Annotated in this window: 12 protein-coding genes; 6 read left to right on the top strand and 6 right to left on the bottom strand. The window is 68.8% G+C overall.

Going from position 1 to position 14,561, the window contains the following annotated elements:
* Nucleotides 1–25: 25 nt before the first annotated feature.
* Together AC13GI_RS16905 and AC13GI_RS16900 are read right to left on the bottom strand one after the other, a co-directional pair.
* On the bottom strand, nt 26–679 hold the full coding sequence (locus AC13GI_RS16905) for an energy transducer TonB (protein WP_482996891.1): 654 nt from the start codon (nt 677–679) through the stop codon (nt 26–28).
* Between the two features lie 221 nt (nt 680–900).
* Entirely contained in the window at nt 901–1,638 is a 738-nt protein-coding gene (locus tag AC13GI_RS16900; RefSeq protein ID WP_099818989.1) for an SIMPL domain-containing protein, read from the bottom strand.
* 130 nt (nt 1,639–1,768) lie between these two features.
* Here AC13GI_RS16900 and AC13GI_RS16895 point away from each other — a divergent pair, with 130 nt between their 5' ends.
* From AC13GI_RS16895 to tldD, 4 genes are all read left to right on the top strand, one after another.
* Nucleotides 1,769–2,377, top strand: coding sequence for a Maf family nucleotide pyrophosphatase (locus AC13GI_RS16895; RefSeq protein WP_099818990.1), 609 nt, complete (start codon nt 1,769–1,771; stop codon nt 2,375–2,377).
* Nucleotides 2,370–3,857, top strand: coding sequence for a ribonuclease G (gene rng / locus AC13GI_RS16890; RefSeq protein WP_025879287.1), 1,488 nt, complete (start codon nt 2,370–2,372; stop codon nt 3,855–3,857). Before AC13GI_RS16895 ends, rng begins: the two co-directional genes overlap by 8 nt.
* A gap of 30 nt (nt 3,858–3,887) precedes the next feature.
* Complete coding sequence (locus AC13GI_RS16885) at nt 3,888–7,757, top strand: YhdP family protein (protein WP_482996890.1); 3,870 nt, start codon at nt 3,888–3,890, stop codon at nt 7,755–7,757.
* Nucleotides 7,758–7,820: 63 nt separating this feature from the next.
* Complete coding sequence (gene tldD, locus AC13GI_RS16880) at nt 7,821–9,266, top strand: metalloprotease TldD (protein WP_482996889.1); 1,446 nt, start codon at nt 7,821–7,823, stop codon at nt 9,264–9,266.
* A gap of 41 nt (nt 9,267–9,307) precedes the next feature.
* On the opposite strand, the gene yjgA is transcribed toward tldD, so the two are convergent.
* A complete protein-coding gene (yjgA, locus tag AC13GI_RS16875) occupies nt 9,308–9,898 on the bottom strand; it encodes a ribosome biogenesis factor YjgA (RefSeq protein WP_099818993.1) in 591 nt (196 codons plus the stop codon).
* Between the two features lie 68 nt (nt 9,899–9,966).
* Between yjgA and pmbA the strand changes: the two genes are divergently transcribed.
* Both pmbA and AC13GI_RS16865 read left to right on the top strand, forming a co-directional pair.
* Nucleotides 9,967–11,334 carry a metalloprotease PmbA gene (gene pmbA / locus AC13GI_RS16870; protein WP_482996888.1) on the top strand — a complete coding sequence of 456 codons (1,368 nt, stop codon included), beginning with the start codon at nt 9,967–9,969 and terminating at the stop codon, nt 11,332–11,334.
* Between the two features lie 87 nt (nt 11,335–11,421).
* A complete protein-coding gene (locus AC13GI_RS16865) occupies nt 11,422–11,784 on the top strand; it encodes a DUF4870 domain-containing protein (protein ID WP_482996887.1) in 363 nt (120 codons plus the stop codon).
* A 122-nt stretch (nt 11,785–11,906) separates the two neighbouring features.
* On the opposite strand, the gene AC13GI_RS16860 is transcribed toward AC13GI_RS16865, so the two are convergent.
* From AC13GI_RS16860 to tilS, 3 genes are read right to left on the bottom strand one after another with little or no spacing between them, the layout of a single operon-like run.
* Nucleotides 11,907–12,785: a polyprenyl synthetase family protein gene (locus AC13GI_RS16860; RefSeq protein WP_482996886.1), complete on the bottom strand. Its 879-nt coding sequence runs from the start codon at nt 12,783–12,785 to the stop codon at nt 11,907–11,909.
* Nucleotides 12,775–13,035 carry an exodeoxyribonuclease VII small subunit gene (locus AC13GI_RS16855; protein WP_006381978.1) on the bottom strand — a complete coding sequence of 87 codons (261 nt, stop codon included), beginning with the start codon at nt 13,033–13,035 and terminating at the stop codon, nt 12,775–12,777. Before AC13GI_RS16855 ends, AC13GI_RS16860 begins: the two co-directional genes overlap by 11 nt.
* A 36-nt stretch (nt 13,036–13,071) precedes the next feature.
* Nucleotides 13,072–14,358: a tRNA lysidine(34) synthetase TilS gene (gene tilS, locus AC13GI_RS16850; protein WP_482996885.1), complete on the bottom strand. Its 1,287-nt coding sequence runs from the start codon at nt 14,356–14,358 to the stop codon at nt 13,072–13,074.
* Nucleotides 14,359–14,561: the final 203 nt, after the last annotated feature.

The following is a 14,561-nucleotide window of genomic DNA, read 5'->3' as shown; positions in this document are numbered from 1 at the left end:
GGCAGGCGCCGGGCCGGCCCTTGGGTCAGTCGGGCAGGGAGAACTGCACCGGCACCATGCCGATGGCCGGAACGGCCATGCCGTCACGTTCGGCCGGCACGAAACGCCAGTGGCGCAGCACTTGCTGGCGGGCGGCCTGGTCCAGGCTGCGCGAGCCGCTGCTGCGCTCGATGCTGACGTTCACCGGTTGGCCACTGGGGTCCACTTCCACCCGCAGCAGCACCGTGCCCTGCTCGTGGTTGCGCAGCGCCTGGACCGGGTAGCTTGGCGGCGGATTGCTGCGGTACTGCAGTTGGGCGCCGGCCAACGGCGTGGACGGGGCGATCGTCGGTGCCGCCTGCACCGCTGTCGGCTCGGCGGCCGGCAGGATGATGCCCTGGGCCTCTTCGACGGTCGCGGTGGGCGCTGGCAGTGTTGGCGGGACCGGCACGGCCTGCTGCTTCTGCACCACTTCCACCTTTTCAGGTTTGGGCGGCAAGGGGACGGGCTCGGGCTTGGGCTCTTCCTTCGGAATGAACCGGATCGTGGTCTGGTCGCGGGGAAGTGCGGTGACGGCCTGGTAGGTCGCCGGAATCAACAACATCAGGAACGCAAGCAGATGCAGGGCGATGGCCGCACTCCAGGCGGCAACGCGGGCGGGATCGAAGTGCAGGGGTACTACGGGATACGTACGAACCATGGTCCACCTCCATGCCAGTGTCGAAGTCCTCAACGCACCAGGGCCGCCATCGGGGTTGCCGCACGCGGCTGGCAGTCAATCATTAGCGCGCCGCCTCCACCACTGCCTAGAGGCAGGGGCGGCAGCGTTGAGCTGGCCTTCATCTAGGCAGGCGCGCACAGCGGCGGCGGAAACGAAAACGGCGCCCCACAGGGCGCCGTTGCAGGAAGCGGGCAGGGGCCTCAGCGGCCCAGTTCGAACACCACGTCCAGGTTCACCGACACGGTCGACTCACCCGGGGCGACCGGGGTCGCCTTGTCCATGGCCATGCCGGCGGCCTGCGCACGCATCATCGGCATCGGGCGGAAACCGCCACCGGAATTCTCGGAGATGCTGACAATACGGCGCACCTGCAGGCCAAGCGATTTCGCATAGGTCTGGGCGCGGGCCTGGGCCTTCTTCAGTGCCGCCAAGCGGGCTTCGTCATAGACCGGTTCGGGCTGGTCGATCTCGAACTGCGGGCCGTTGATCTGGTTGGCGCCCTGCGCGGCCAGCGCATCCAGCACCTTGCCGAGCTTGGCGATGTCGCGGACCTTCAGGCTGACGGTGTTGCTGGCCTGGTAGCCGGTGATCTTCGGTGCTTCGTTGTCGGCATAGCGGTACTGCGGGTTGAGGCTGACGCCGCTGGTCTGCACGTCGCGCTCGGCGATGCCGGCGGCCTTGATCGCGGCCAGTACCTTGTCCATCTGCTGGGCGTTCTGGCGCATCGCGCTGTTGCCGTCGGCGGCCTGGGTGACCACGCCGGCCGACAGGGTGGCGACGTCCGGCACGCGGGTGGCTTCGGCGTTGGCCGAGATGTTCAGCAGCGTGCCTTCGGCCGCGGCGGCGATCGACGGCGACGACGGGTCGGCATGGGCGGTCATCGAAGCTCCAAGAGCGAGGGACAGGGCAAGCAGCAGCGGGGTGGCGGTGCGGCGCATGGGATCTCCTTGTTGTGGCGGTGAGGGTGGTGTCGTAGCGATGAACGCGCTGTGAGTCCGTTCGGGGTTGCAGGCGCCGGGGAAGGATTGTCCGACGATTCAGGTACCGGCGTCAGGTTATGCTGTGTCGATGCTCTATCTTGCTTCCCGCTCCCCCCGACGCAACCAGCTGCTGGCCCGACTCGGACGCCCTTTCCAGGCCTTGGACCTGGAGGTCGTCGAGCAGCGTGCGGCCTCTGAAAGTGCCCAGGACTATGTGTGCCGGGTCGCCGCCGACAAGGCGCGCGCCGGCCTGGCGCGGGTGCTGGCCGATGACCCGCAGGCGCGGGTGCTGGGCTCGGATACCGAAGTGGTGCTCGATGGCGACGTGTTCGGCAAGCCGGCCGACGCCGCCGACGCGCGGGCGATGCTGGCGCGGCTGGCCGGGCGCACCCACCAGGTGATGACCGCCGTGGTGGTGGTGGACGCGCAGGGGCTGGACAGCGAACTGGTCGTTTCCGAGGTCACTTTCGCCGCGATCGATGCGGCCGACATCGCCGCCTACGTCGCCAGCGGCGAGCCGCTGGACAAGGCCGGTGCCTATGCCATCCAGGGCGGCGCCGAGCGCTGGATCGAACACCTTTCCGGCAGCTACTCCGGTGTCATGGGGCTGCCGTTGCTGCATACCGATCGTCTGCTGGCCCGCTGCGGCGTGCTGGCCCCAACTGCTGATGCCGCCAGGGAGGCTGCCGATGTCTGAGGAAATCCTGGTCAATGTGACCCCGCGCGAAACCCGGGTCGCGGTGATCGAGAACGGCATGCTGCAGGAACTGCACATCGAGCGCGGTTGGCGCCGGGGTGTGGTCGGCAACATCTACAAGGGCAAGGTGCAGCGGGTCATGCCGGGCATGCAGGCGGCCTTCGTCGAAGTGGGGCTGGAGCGCGCCGCGTTCCTGCACGCCAACGACGTGGTGCGGCCGGCGCCGGTGGCCAGCGCCGATACCGAGAACACGACCCTGCCGCCGCCGTCCAGCGTGCCGATCGTGGAGCTGCTGCGCGACGGCCAGGACATCGTGGTGCAGGTGGTGAAGGATCCGATCGGGACCAAGGGTGCACGCCTGACCACCCAGATCAGCATTCCCTCGCGCTACATGGTGCTGCTGCCGCAGTCGAAGGTGGTGGGCGTGTCGGCGCGCATCGAGGACGAAGGCGAGCGCGCGCGGCTGAAGGCGCTGGTGACCGAACTGTCGGCCCAGCACGGCGGCTACGGCTATATCGTGCGCACCAATGCCGAGGGCCAGCCGGCCGAGGCCATCGCCGAAGACATCGCCTACCTGTCTCGGGTGTGGAACGTGGTCGAGCGCCGCGGCCGCGAGGCGGCCTCGTGCAGCAACATCTATGAAGACCTGAGCCTGCCGCTGCGTTCGGTGCGCGACCTGATCCGCAAGGACGTGGACAAGGTGAAGGTGGACTCGAAGGAGACCTTCGCCCAGCTGCAGGCCTTCGTGGCCAAGTACATGCCGGTGCTGGCCGAGAAGATCGAGCTGTACAGCGGCGATCGTCCGATCTTCGACATGTTCGGGGTCGAGGACGAGATCGGCCGTGCACTGGACAAGCAGGTACCGCTGAAGTCGGGGGGCTACCTGGTGATCGACCAGACCGAGGCGATGACCACGATCGACGTCAACACCGGCTCGTTCCTTGGCCAGCGCAACCTGGAAGAAACCGTGTTCCGCACCAACCTGGAGGCCGCGCAGGCGGTGGCCAGGCAGCTGCGCCTGCGCAACCTGGGCGGCATCATCATCATCGACTTCATCGACATGGATGACGCCGAGCATCGCCGCCAGGTGCTGCGTACCCTGGAGAAGGCGCTGGCCCGCGACCACGCCAAGACCACGGTGTACGACTTCTCGCCGCTGGGCCTGGTGGAGATGACCCGCAAGCGCACGGTGGAAAGCCTGGAACGCCAGCTGTCGGAAACCTGCCCGCAGTGCAGTGGCCGCGGCACCATCAAGACCACCGAAACGGTGACCTACGAGATCTTCCGCGAGATCACCCGTGCGGTGCGCCAGTTCGATGCCGCGCGCCTGCTGGTGATTGCCTCCAGCAAGGTGGTGGCGCGGATCACCGATGAGGAATCCACGGCCGTGGCCGAGCTGGAGGAGTTCCTCGGCAAGAGCATCCGCTTCCAGGCGGACGAGCAGTACCTGCAGGAGCAGTTCGATGTTGTTCTGCTCTGATCCAGGCCGACTGTCTGCCTTCGGTGGCCGATGAGCGCGCCGCCGCGCCTGCGACTGCGAAGGATCCGCCGTCATTTCATCGCCGCATGCGCGGTCGGCCTGGTCGGGCTTGCCCTGCTGGTCGGCACCTTCAGCCAGCTGCTGCCGCTGGCTGAGCGCCATCCGGACAGGATCGCGGCCTGGCTGAGCGCGCGTGCCGGACAGCCGGTGCGCTTCGAACGCTTGGACACCACCTGGACCCGTCGCGGTCCATTGCTGCAGTTGAAGGGCCTGCGCATCGGCGCGGGCCAGGGCCTGGCCATCGGTGAAGCCGAAGTACTGGTGTCGATGTACAGCGGCCTGTTGCCGGGCCGCTCGCTGACCGAACTACGCCTGCGCGGCCTGGCGCTGGATCTGCAGCAGGCTGCCGATGGGCGCTGGTCGGTGCGTGGCCTGCCGCAGTCCAGTGCTGGCGGCGATCCACTGGACGCGTTGCGCCGGCTGGGCGAACTGCAGGTGATTGGCGGCCGCCTGGGCGTGCACGCACCTGCGCTGGGCGTGGACACCACCCTGCCGCGCATCGACCTGCGCCTGCGCGTGGATGGCGACCGCCTGCGGGTGGGCGTGCGTGCCTGGGCACAGGCCGACGCCTTGCCGCTGACGGCGGTGCTGGACCTGGATCGCCAGCGCGGCAACGGCCAGGCCTGGGTGGGTGCCGATCCAGTTGATTTCCGCGCCTGGTCGCCGTTGCTGGCGGCCGGTGGCATGCGCCTGCGCGAGGGCAAGGGCGAACTCAACCTGTGGCTGACCCTGCGGGATTTCGCGCCGGTGGCGCTGACCACCGATTCGGACCTGCGCGATCTGCGTATCGAAGGCGCGCCGATGCCCGGCATCGCGGCTCCGCAGATGCAGCTGCAACGGCTGCAGGCTCGCCTGCGCTGGCAGCGGACGGCAGACGGTTGGGCGCTGCAGGTGCCGCGCCTGCGCCTGCAGGCCGATGGTAGCCAGCAGCAGCTGGACGGCCTGCACGTGCGGATGGGCAAGCAGATGCGGGTGCAGGCCGGGGCGGCGCAGGCGGGTATCGCGCTGCGCGCGCTGTCACTCAGCGATCGGCTGGATGCGGGCCTGCGCCATTGGCTGTACCTGGCCACGCCGCAGCTGGATGTGGCGCAGGTGCAGGTGCGCGGTCAGCAGGATGGCCCGTTGTCGGTACAGGGCGAACTGCAGTCGCTGGGCTTTGCCAGCGTTGGCAACTCGCCGGGCCTGCGCGGCCTGGGCGGCCGCTTCGAGGGCGATGCCGATGGCTTCAGCCTGCAGCTGCAGCCGCAACGCCAGCTGCAGTTCGATTGGCCGACCGGTTTCGGCGTGCGCCACGACCTGCACCTGGCCGGACAGATTGTCGGTTGGCGCGACGAGGCCGGTGGCTGGCGTATCGGCACCCCGGCGATGCGCGTGGAAGGTACCGACTACGCCGCCGACGTGCGCGGTGGTCTCTGGTTCCAGGGCGATGGCACCCGGCCGTGGATGCAGCTGGCGGCCAAGCTGGACGACGTGCCGATGACCGCCGCCAAGCGTTTCTGGATCCATTCCAAAATGAGCAAGGGCGCCACCGACTGGCTGGACATGGCCCTGGCCGGTGGCCAGGTGCGCAACGGCATCGGCCTGGTCAGCGGTGACCTGGACGACTGGCCGTTCGACAACAACGATGGCCGCTTCGAGGCCACCGGCCACATCACCAACGGTGACATCCGCTTCCAGCACGACTGGCCGTTGATGAGCCAGGTGGACGCCGATGTCGCCTTCATCGGCCCCGGCTTCCACATGCAGGGTCGCGGCGATCTGGCCGGCGTAGCGGTACAGACGTTCGAAGCCGGCATCCAGGATTTCGGCCAGCAGCCCCTGTACGTGCGTGCCGACAGCCAGGGCGATGCCGGCAAGCTGCTGGCAATGCTGCGGCAGAGCCCGCTGCACAAGGAATACGGCGACACCCTGGACAACCTCGCGGCAAGCGGCCCGGCCAACGTGCATTTCGACCTGCTGCAGCCTCTGCATCATGACCAGGGCGGTGGCCACCTGCAGGGCACGGTGGACCTGGCTGGGCTGAAGCTGGTCGACAAGCGCTTCCAGCTGGAATTCGACAACATGCGCGGGCAGGCCCGCTACAGCAACGCCGGCTTTGCCGCCGAGGAACTGGCGGTGCGCCACCTCGGCCAGGACGGCCGGCTGAGCCTGCGCGCCGGTGGTTTCGTGCGTGACCCCAAGCTGGCCTTCGAATCGGAACTGGCCGCCACGCTCGACGCGGGCGTGCTGATCGACCGCGCACCGGAAATGGCGTGGCTCAAGCCGTACATCAATGGCACCTCGCCGTGGACCATCGCGGTGAACCTGCCGAAGGTCGCGCCGGGTGCGCCAGCGCCGCCAAGTGAGCTGCGCCTGCGCTCGGACCTGGTGGGCACCCGCCTGGACCTGCCGGCACCGCTGCAGAAGCCGGCCGGCGAGCCGCTGCCGACCACCGTGGCCGCGCAGTTGCCGATGGGTGCTGGCCGCATCGACGTGGCATTCGGCCAGCGTCTGGCGCTGGCCGCGCGCAGCCACAACAACCAGACCGGCGTGCAGGTCACCCTGGGCAGCGACCGTGTCGACCGCGAGCCACCGCCCAGCGGGCTGACCGTCAATGGCCGCAGCCCGACGCTGGATGCGCTGGAATGGATCGGCCTGGCCCGTGGCGCCGGTGGCGATGGCGATCCGATGCCGCTGCGCGCAGTGGACGTGCAGGTCGGCCAGCTGATGCTGATCGGCGGCGTGTTCGAGCAGACCCGCCTGCAGCTGCACCCCGGCCCGCAGGCGCTGGACGTGCGCCTGGATGGCCCCTCGCTGGCCGGCAAGTTGAACGTACCCAACGCCGATGGCGGCACCATCAGCGGCCAGCTCGATCGCGTGTATTGGCAATCATTGCCGACCCTTGCCGGAGCCACCGCGGCACCGGCGCGGGTGCAGGCCGGTGCCGACGACATGGACCCGGCCAAACTGCCGCCGTTCGCGCTGGACATCGCCGATCTGAAGTTCGGCAAGGTCGTGCTGGGCCAGGCAGTGCTGCGCACGCGGCCGATCGCCAATGGCCTGAGCGTGGAAGAACTGCGCTTCCGTGCCCCCAGCCAGGAGATCGACATCCGTGGTCGTTGGCTCGGCAAGGGCGGCGGCTCGCGCACCGCGCTTGATGCGCAGGTGCGCAGTGAAGACCTCGGCGGCTTGCTGCAGAACCTCGATTACGGCGGTCAGCTGCGCGGCGGCTCCGGCCATGCCCAGCTGCAGGCGTCGTGGCCCGGTGGTCCGTCGGACTTCCAGCTGGGCAACCTGCAGGGCCAGCTTGATGTGAATGCCCGCAATGGCCAGCTGCTGGAGCTGGAACCGGGTGCCGGCCGCGTGCTGGGCCTGCTCAGCGTCGCTCAGCTGCCGCGGCGGCTGATGTTCGACTTCCGCGATTTCTTCTCCAAGGGCTTCGCGTTCAACCAGGTCGAGGGCAGCGTGCAGTTCGGCGAGGGCATGGCCCGCACCGACAAGGTGCTGATCGAAGGGCCGGCAGCGAACATCACCATCCGTGGCGAAGCCGACCTGCGCAAGCAGCAGTTCGACCAGACCATCGACGTCAACCCGCGCGCGGGCAACCTGCTGACCGTGGTCGGTGCGGTGGCCGGCGGCCCGGTCGGCGCGGCGCTGGGTGCCGCCACCAATGCGGTATTGTCCAAGCCACTGGGCGAGATCGGCGCCCGCACCTACAAGGTGACCGGCCCGTGGAAGGAGCCCAAGGTGGAAGTGATCGAGCGCAGCCGCGAACGCGCGCCAGCGCCGGCACCGCCGCCGCGCATACAACCATTGCCGGCCGCGCCGCCGACCGTCACCGAACCGCCGCCGCCGCGTTGAGCCCGGCGTCCCCGTTTCCCCGGCGGACTTGCCTGGCCGCCTTCACACCCCCAGATCGAGACCATGACTGACAACGCCCTGACGCTTGCCCAAGACCGCCTGTTGCGCCCCGGTGGCCTGGATACCGCTGTCCTGGAGCGCACCTTCGGCCAACTGCTCGGCCCGGGTGTGGACTTCGGCGACCTGTACTTCCAGCACGCCCGGCGCGAAAGCTGGAGCGTGGAAGACGGCATCGTCAAGGACGGCGCCCATTCCATCGAGCAGGGCGTGGGCGTGCGCGCGATTGCCGGCGAGAAGACCGGCTTTGCCTATTCCGACGACATCCACGCCGGTGCGTTGCTGGCTGCGGCGCAGTCGGCACGTGCGATCTCGCGCGAAGGTGGCGCACAGACCGGACGCTCGCTGCTGCGCGGCGATGCGCGCGTGCTGTATCCGGCACTGGACCCGATCGACGGCATCGGCAACGAAGCCAAGGTCGAGGTGCTCAAGCGCCTGGACGGCTACCTGCGCGCGGCCGACCCGCGCGTGAAGCAGGTGATGGTCAGCCTGTCCGGTGGCGTCGATACCGTGCTGGTCGCCCGCACCGATGGTGTGCTGGGTGCCGATGTGCGCCCGCTGGTGCGCTTGAACGTGCAGGTGATCGTTGAACAGAACGGCCGCCGCGAGTCGGGTTATGCCGGCGGCGGTGGTCGCTACGGCTATGAAACCCTGTTTGCCGATGGCCGCCCGGAAGCCTTCGCCCGCGAGGCGCTGCGGCAGGCACTGGTGAACCTGGAGGCGGTGCCGGCGCCGGCCGGGGTGATGCCGGTGGTGCTGGGGCCGGGCTGGCCGGGCGTGCTGCTGCACGAGGCGGTCGGCCATGGCCTGGAAGGTGACTTCAACCGCAAGGGCACCAGTGTCTACGCCGGCAGGATCGGCGAGCGCGTGGCCGCCCCGGGCGTGACCATCGTCGACGACGGCACCCTGGATGGGCGGCGTGGTTCACTCAACATCGATGACGAAGGCCATCCCACCCAGTGCACCACGCTGATCGAGGACGGCATCCTGGTCGGCTACATGCAGGACAGCCTCAACGCGCGGCTGATGGGCGTGCCCCCGACCGGCAACGGCCGTCGTGAATCGTTCGCGCACATGACCATGCCGCGCATGACCAACACCTACATGCGCGCTGGCCAGCACGATCCGCAGGAAATGATCCGTTCGGTGAAGAAGGGCCTGTACGCAGTCAATTTCGGCGGCGGCCAGGTCGACATCACCAGCGGCAAGTACGTGTTCTCGGCCACCGAGGCCTACCTGATCGAGGATGGCCGGATCACCGCGCCGGTGAAGGGCGCGACCCTGATCGGCAACGGCCCGGAAACCATGCAGAAGGTGCGCATGGTCGGCAACGACCTGGCCCTGGACGAGGGCGTGGGCATCTGCGGCAAGGACGGGCAGAGTGTGCCGGTCGGTGTCGGCCAGCCGTCGCTGCTGATCGAAGGCATCACCGTCGGCGGTACCCAGGCCTGAGCACGGCGATGGCCACAGCCACCGCCATGCCCGACGGGGACTCAGTCCTCGTCGGCGTCGTCGACCGGCGCGTCTGCCTCGACATCCTCACCGGATGCCTTCAGGCCCAGGGCGGCCGGCAGCATCAGCGCGCGCAGCACCTGGAAAATCTCGCGGTAGGCGCGCGGCGGCTTGTTCTTGGCCTTTTCGGCCTGGGCGTTGCGCACCAGCGTGCGCAGCTGCTGGCGGTCGGCCTGCGGATAGTCGTTCAGCAGTGCGGCCAGCGCGGTGTCGCCCTCGGCCAGCAGGCGCTCACGCCAGTCTTCAGCGCGGTGCATCATCGCCACTTCGCGGCGACCGGTGTCGCTGTTGGCGTCCAGCGCATCGCGGATCGCGTCCAGCGCGGCATCGTCCTCGCGGCGCATGTGCTTGGCCAGGAACGCCAGCTGCCGCTTGTGCGCGATATGCGCGGTGATCCGCTTGCACTCGGCGATGTGCGGCAGCAGGTCCTCCGGGATCGGCAGGCGCGCCAGCTGGGCCGGGGTCAGCGACACCAGCTTCTCGCCCAGGGCCAGGACGTCGAGCGCGTCGCGCCGGTTCTGGCTGCGGCTCTTGTCGTGGAATTCACCGGTTTCTTCGTCGCGTCCGCGCATCGTCCATACCTGATTTCAAAAAAAGTCGCCCGGCGTGATGCCGGGCCCAACCCGCACAGGATAAAGCATTGAACGTGATCGCCCCTGAAGTCGCCGTCGGCGACGACAGCCCGGCCCGGCTGGAACGGCTGGCCGACATCTCCCAGCAGCTGTTGCAGCGTGCCCGCGCGCTGGGCGCCAGCCAGGCCGAGGTCAGCTGCAGCGAGGACCGCGGGCTGGAGGTCAATGTCCGTCTCGGCGAGGTCGAGACCGTGCAATCCACCCGTGACCGCGGCATTGCCGTGACCGTCTACTTCGGCCAGCGCAAGGGCAGTGCCAGCACCGCCGACCTGCATGAGGCCAGCCTGCTGGCCACCGTCGAGCAGGCCTGCGCGATCGCCCGCCATACCGAGGACGACCCGGCTGCGGGGCTGGCCGAGGCCGGCTTGATGGCCCGCGACTTCCCCGAACTGGACGGCTGGCACCCCTGGGAGCTGCAGGCCGACGAGGCGGTGGACCTGGCACTGGCCTGCGAGGCAGCGGGTCGCGAGGCCTATGCGCAGATCCGCAATTCCGATGGCGCCTCGGTGTCGAGCATGCAGAGCGTGTCGGTCTACGCCAATTCGCATGGGTTCATCGGCCGCGAGCGCGGTACCCACCATTCGATCGGCTGCGCGCTGATCGCCGGCACCGGCGATGGCATGCAGCGCGACGGCTGGTACACCGGCGCACTGGCCCGAGAGGATCTGGAAGATCCGGCCAGCGTCGGTCGCCGCGCCGCCGAGCGCACGGTCGCCCGCCTGCAGCCGCGCTCGCTGCCGACCCGCAGCATGCCCGTGCTGTACGCGCCGGAAGTGGCGCGCAGCCTGGTGGGCCATCTGCTGTCGGCGGTGTCCGGCGGCGCACTGTACCGTCAGGCCAGCTTCCTGCTGGACAGCGTCGACCAGCAGCTGTTCCCCGACTGGATGCAGATCGAGGAGCTGCCGCACCTGCGCCGCGGCCTGCGCTCGGCCGCCTTCGATGGCGACGGCGTGGCCACGCGTGCGTCGGCCCTGGTCCGTGATGGCGTGCTGCAGCGTTACGTGCTGGGCAGCTATTCGGCACGCAAGCTGGGCCTGCAGACCACCGCCAATGCCGGTGGCGTGCACAACCTGCAGCTGGCGGCCAATGCCGGTTCGCTGCAGGACATCGCCGCGCAGATGGGCAACGGCCTGCTGGTGACCGAGCTGATGGGGCAGGGGGTGAACGGGGTGACCGGCGACTACTCGCGCGGCGCCGGCGGCTTCCGCGTGGAGAACGGCCAGATCCAGTATCCGGTGGACGGCATCACCATCGCCGGCAACCTGCGCGACATGTTCATGGCCATCGAGGCGGTCGGCAGCGACGTCGATCCGCGCTCGCATATCCGCACCGGCTCGATCCTGGTGGGACGGATGACGATCGCCGGCAATGATTGATGCCATTGATGGCGTAAGCTAGGCCCGCCTGACGCGACCGGCCTGCCGCCGGTCGGTCAAGACCACCCAATAAAAAGGAGTTTTGTCGTGAGCGAATTCGAGAACGTCCCGGCGGCGAGCAGCGTACCTGCCGACCAGCGCACCATGGCCCTGGCAGCGCACCTGCTGGGCATCTTCACCGGTTTCATCGGCGCGCTGATCATCTGGCTGATCAACAAGGATGACGCCAGCAAGGCCTTCGTCACCGACCAGTCGAAGGAAGCGCTGAACTTCCAGATCACCGTCGCCATCGCGATGTTCGTCTGCGTCATCCTGAGCTTCGTGATCATCGGCATGATCCTGGCGCCGATCGTCGGCCTGCTCAGCCTGGTCTTCAGCATCATCGCTGCGGTGAAGGCCAACAACGGCGAAGCTTACCGTTACCCGTTCGCGCTGCGCCTGATCAAGTAAGCGGCAGCGATCAACGACGCAAGAAGAAACGCCCGGCAATGCCGGGCGTTTCCGTATTTGGCGCGGATGGTAGCGCCGGGCCATGCCGGCAAGCGCGCAGCATGGCAGCTGCACGCCTGCGATCAGTGGTCGCGTTCCACCGCCAGTGTGGCCAGCGCACGCAGCGCATCGGCTTCGTCGTGATAACCCGCCAGCGCCTGCTGCATGCGAGCGGACAGTTCGCGCAGCTGCGCCTTGGCACCGTCCATGCCGAGCAGGGCGGGGAAGGTGCTCTTGTCCTGGGCCTGGTCCTTGCCGGCGGTCTTGCCCAGCTGCTCGGAACTGGCTTCGACATCGAGGATGTCGTCGCGGACCTGGAAGGCCAGGCCGAGCGCATCGGCGAAGCCGTCCAGCTGGGCCAGCACGGGTGCGGGCGCATCACCGCACAGCGCGCCCATGCGCACCGCGGCGCGGATCAGCGCACCGGTCTTCAGCGCATGCATGCGGGTCAGGGCTGCCAGCGACTGCTGCCGGCCGGTGGCATCGATGTCCAGCGCCTGGCCACCGCACATGCCGGCCGCACCGGAGGCATGGGCCAGGGTCTGCAGGCACGCCACGCGCAGTGCCGCCGGCAGCGGCGCATCGGCCAGCAGGCCGAAGGCACGGGTCTGCAGGGCGTCACCGGCGAGGATCGCGGTGGCTTCGTCGAAGGCGATGTGAGTGGTGGGCTTGCCACGGCGCAGGTCGTCGTCATCCATCGCGGGCAGATCGTCGTGCACCAGCGAGTACGCGTGGATCAGCTCCACCGCCATCGCTGCGGCATCAAGCCTGTCCAGCGGGGCGCCGAACACCTGGCCGGCGGCATAGACCAGCAGGGGGCGCATGCGCTTGCCGCCACCGAGCACGGAATAGCGCATCGCCTGGTGCAGGCGCTGCGGGGCTTCGGCCGGTGAGGGCAGGGCGGCGTCGAGCTGGCTTTCGATACGGTCGCGCCAGCGCGCGAACAACGCCTCAGCCGTCATGGCTGGGCGGATCGAACGGTTCGGCGGTTTCGGGCTGGGCCGGATCGCTGAGCAGGCGCACGCGCAGTTCGGCCTGCTCCAGCGCCTGCTGGCACTGGCGGTACAGACCCACGCCACGTTCGTAAGCACTGAGCGAGGCTTCCAGGCTCAGCTCGCCGGTTTCCATCTGCTCCACCAGTTGTTCCAGCGATTCGAGCGACTGCTCGAACTGGGCGACGGGGGAGGCGTTTTCGGGGGACTTCTTGGCCATGCGACAAGTGTGGACGGCGCGCGCGCGAGGGTCAATTCACCAGCCGCCCGGATGCCACTGCAACTGTGCATTGTGTGCCTGCAGCCAGGCCTGCAGCGGCGCGGCAATGACTACGTCGGCGGCCGCCAGCAGCTGCCCGCCGTCGAACAGCAGGGGCAGCTGTGCGCGTCGCCAGGGCGCCAGGTGTTCGCGCTGCAGGCAGTCCTTCAACGCGGATGAATGCGTACGGCCGGGCAGCACGATGCGTTCGCCGCCCTGGCGGGCGCGCAGTTGCAGCGGGTGCTCGAAGCCGTCCGTGCCAAGCAGGCGCAGCTGGCCGCCGTCGGGCAGCTGCAGCGCCGCGCGGCCGTCCCATGTCGCCTGCCAGTCGTTCGGCAGCGCCGGCAGTTCTGCCGGCAGCAGGTAGGCATGCTGGCGCCACTGGCGGATGGCGTGCTGCTGCCAACGCACCTGCGATTGCCGATCGGCGCCTGCCGCCATCACTTCGTTCTGCACCTGCCGCAGCACATGCGCCGGCAACGGGGCTGCGTCATGGCGGCGTACCCACGCACGCAGCACGCGCGCCGCACGCTCCGGTGCGACCTGGCGCAGCAGCTCCAGCGACAGCACCCGTGGTGCTACTTCCAGGTGAGCGAGCAGCTCGGCGTCTTCTTCATCCAGCAATGCACGGGTCTGCGCGCAATGCGCGGCGCTGCCGGCCAATGCGGCCGTGGCGTGTGGCCAGCGCTGGCGCAGCAGTGGCAGTACCCGCAGGCGCAGGAAATTGCGGTCGGCGTGGTCTTCGCTGTTGCTGGGGTCTTCGATCCACTGCAGGCCGTGAGTCGTGGCGTAGGTCTGCAGGCTGCTGCGAGGCACATCGAGCAATGGCCGCCACAGCCGATGGCCGTCGAGGTGGCTGTCAGCGGTCATCGCCGCCAGCCCATCAATGCCCGAGCCGCGCAACGCGCGCAGCAGGAAGGTCTCGGCCTGGTCGTCCTGGTGCTGGGCCAGCGCCAGGGTTTCTCCAGCCTGCAATTCGGCGGTGAATGCCGCGCGGCGTGCCAGCCGGGCAGCACCTTCGAGGCCATGGCCGCCCTCACGCGCGACCTGCACGTTGTGCACGGCCAGTTCGATGCCCAGCGCAGCACATTGCTGCTGGCAGTGGCGCACCCAATCATCGGCAGCCGGTTGCAGGCCGTGGTGGACATGGATGGCACGCAGCGGCGTGCCGGCGGCCTGTGCCGATTGCCTCAGCCAGTGCAGCAGCACGGTCGAATCCAGGCCACCGCTGTAGCCGGCCAGCAGCGGTGCATCCAGCGGAACGAGGGCGGGGAAGGCAGTCACGGCGGCAAGTATAGGGTGGGTCGGCAGGGCTGCGCCCTGCACCCGCAGAGGCTGGAGCAACAGCCGAAGCAACAGCCGAAGCAACAGCAACAGCGAGCATTCCGTGGGATGGCGGGGTGGGTCCGGTTGCGGGGGACGCTGCAAGTACGTCCATGTAAGCTCGGTCGCGCCATCCATGGCGCTTACGCCCCAGCAACCGGACC

The organism is Stenotrophomonas sp. 82F1 (genome assembly GCF_056861525.1).
This window is presented reverse-complemented; position numbering and strand designations above follow the sequence as displayed.

Excerpts from the sequence above, each read along its gene's own strand:
- AC13GI_RS16905 (WP_482996891.1), bottom strand. The coding sequence starts at position 679 with ATGGTTCGTACGTATCCCGTAGTACCCCTGCACTTCGATCCCGCCCGC.
- AC13GI_RS16900 (WP_099818989.1), bottom strand. The coding sequence starts at position 1,638 with ATGCGCCGCACCGCCACCCCGCTGCTGCTTGCCCTGTCCCTCGCTCTT.
- AC13GI_RS16895 (WP_099818990.1), top strand. The coding sequence starts at position 1,769 with ATGCTCTATCTTGCTTCCCGCTCCCCCCGACGCAACCAGCTGCTGGCC.
- rng (WP_025879287.1), top strand. The coding sequence starts at position 2,370 with ATGTCTGAGGAAATCCTGGTCAATGTGACCCCGCGCGAAACCCGGGTC.
- AC13GI_RS16885 (WP_482996890.1), top strand. The coding sequence starts at position 3,888 with ATGAGCGCGCCGCCGCGCCTGCGACTGCGAAGGATCCGCCGTCATTTC.
- tldD (WP_482996889.1), top strand. The coding sequence starts at position 7,821 with ATGACTGACAACGCCCTGACGCTTGCCCAAGACCGCCTGTTGCGCCCC.
- yjgA (WP_099818993.1), bottom strand. The coding sequence starts at position 9,898 with ATGCGCGGACGCGACGAAGAAACCGGTGAATTCCACGACAAGAGCCGC.
- AC13GI_RS16860 (WP_482996886.1), bottom strand. The coding sequence starts at position 12,785 with ATGACGGCTGAGGCGTTGTTCGCGCGCTGGCGCGACCGTATCGAAAGC.
- AC13GI_RS16855 (WP_006381978.1), bottom strand. The coding sequence starts at position 13,035 with ATGGCCAAGAAGTCCCCCGAAAACGCCTCCCCCGTCGCCCAGTTCGAG.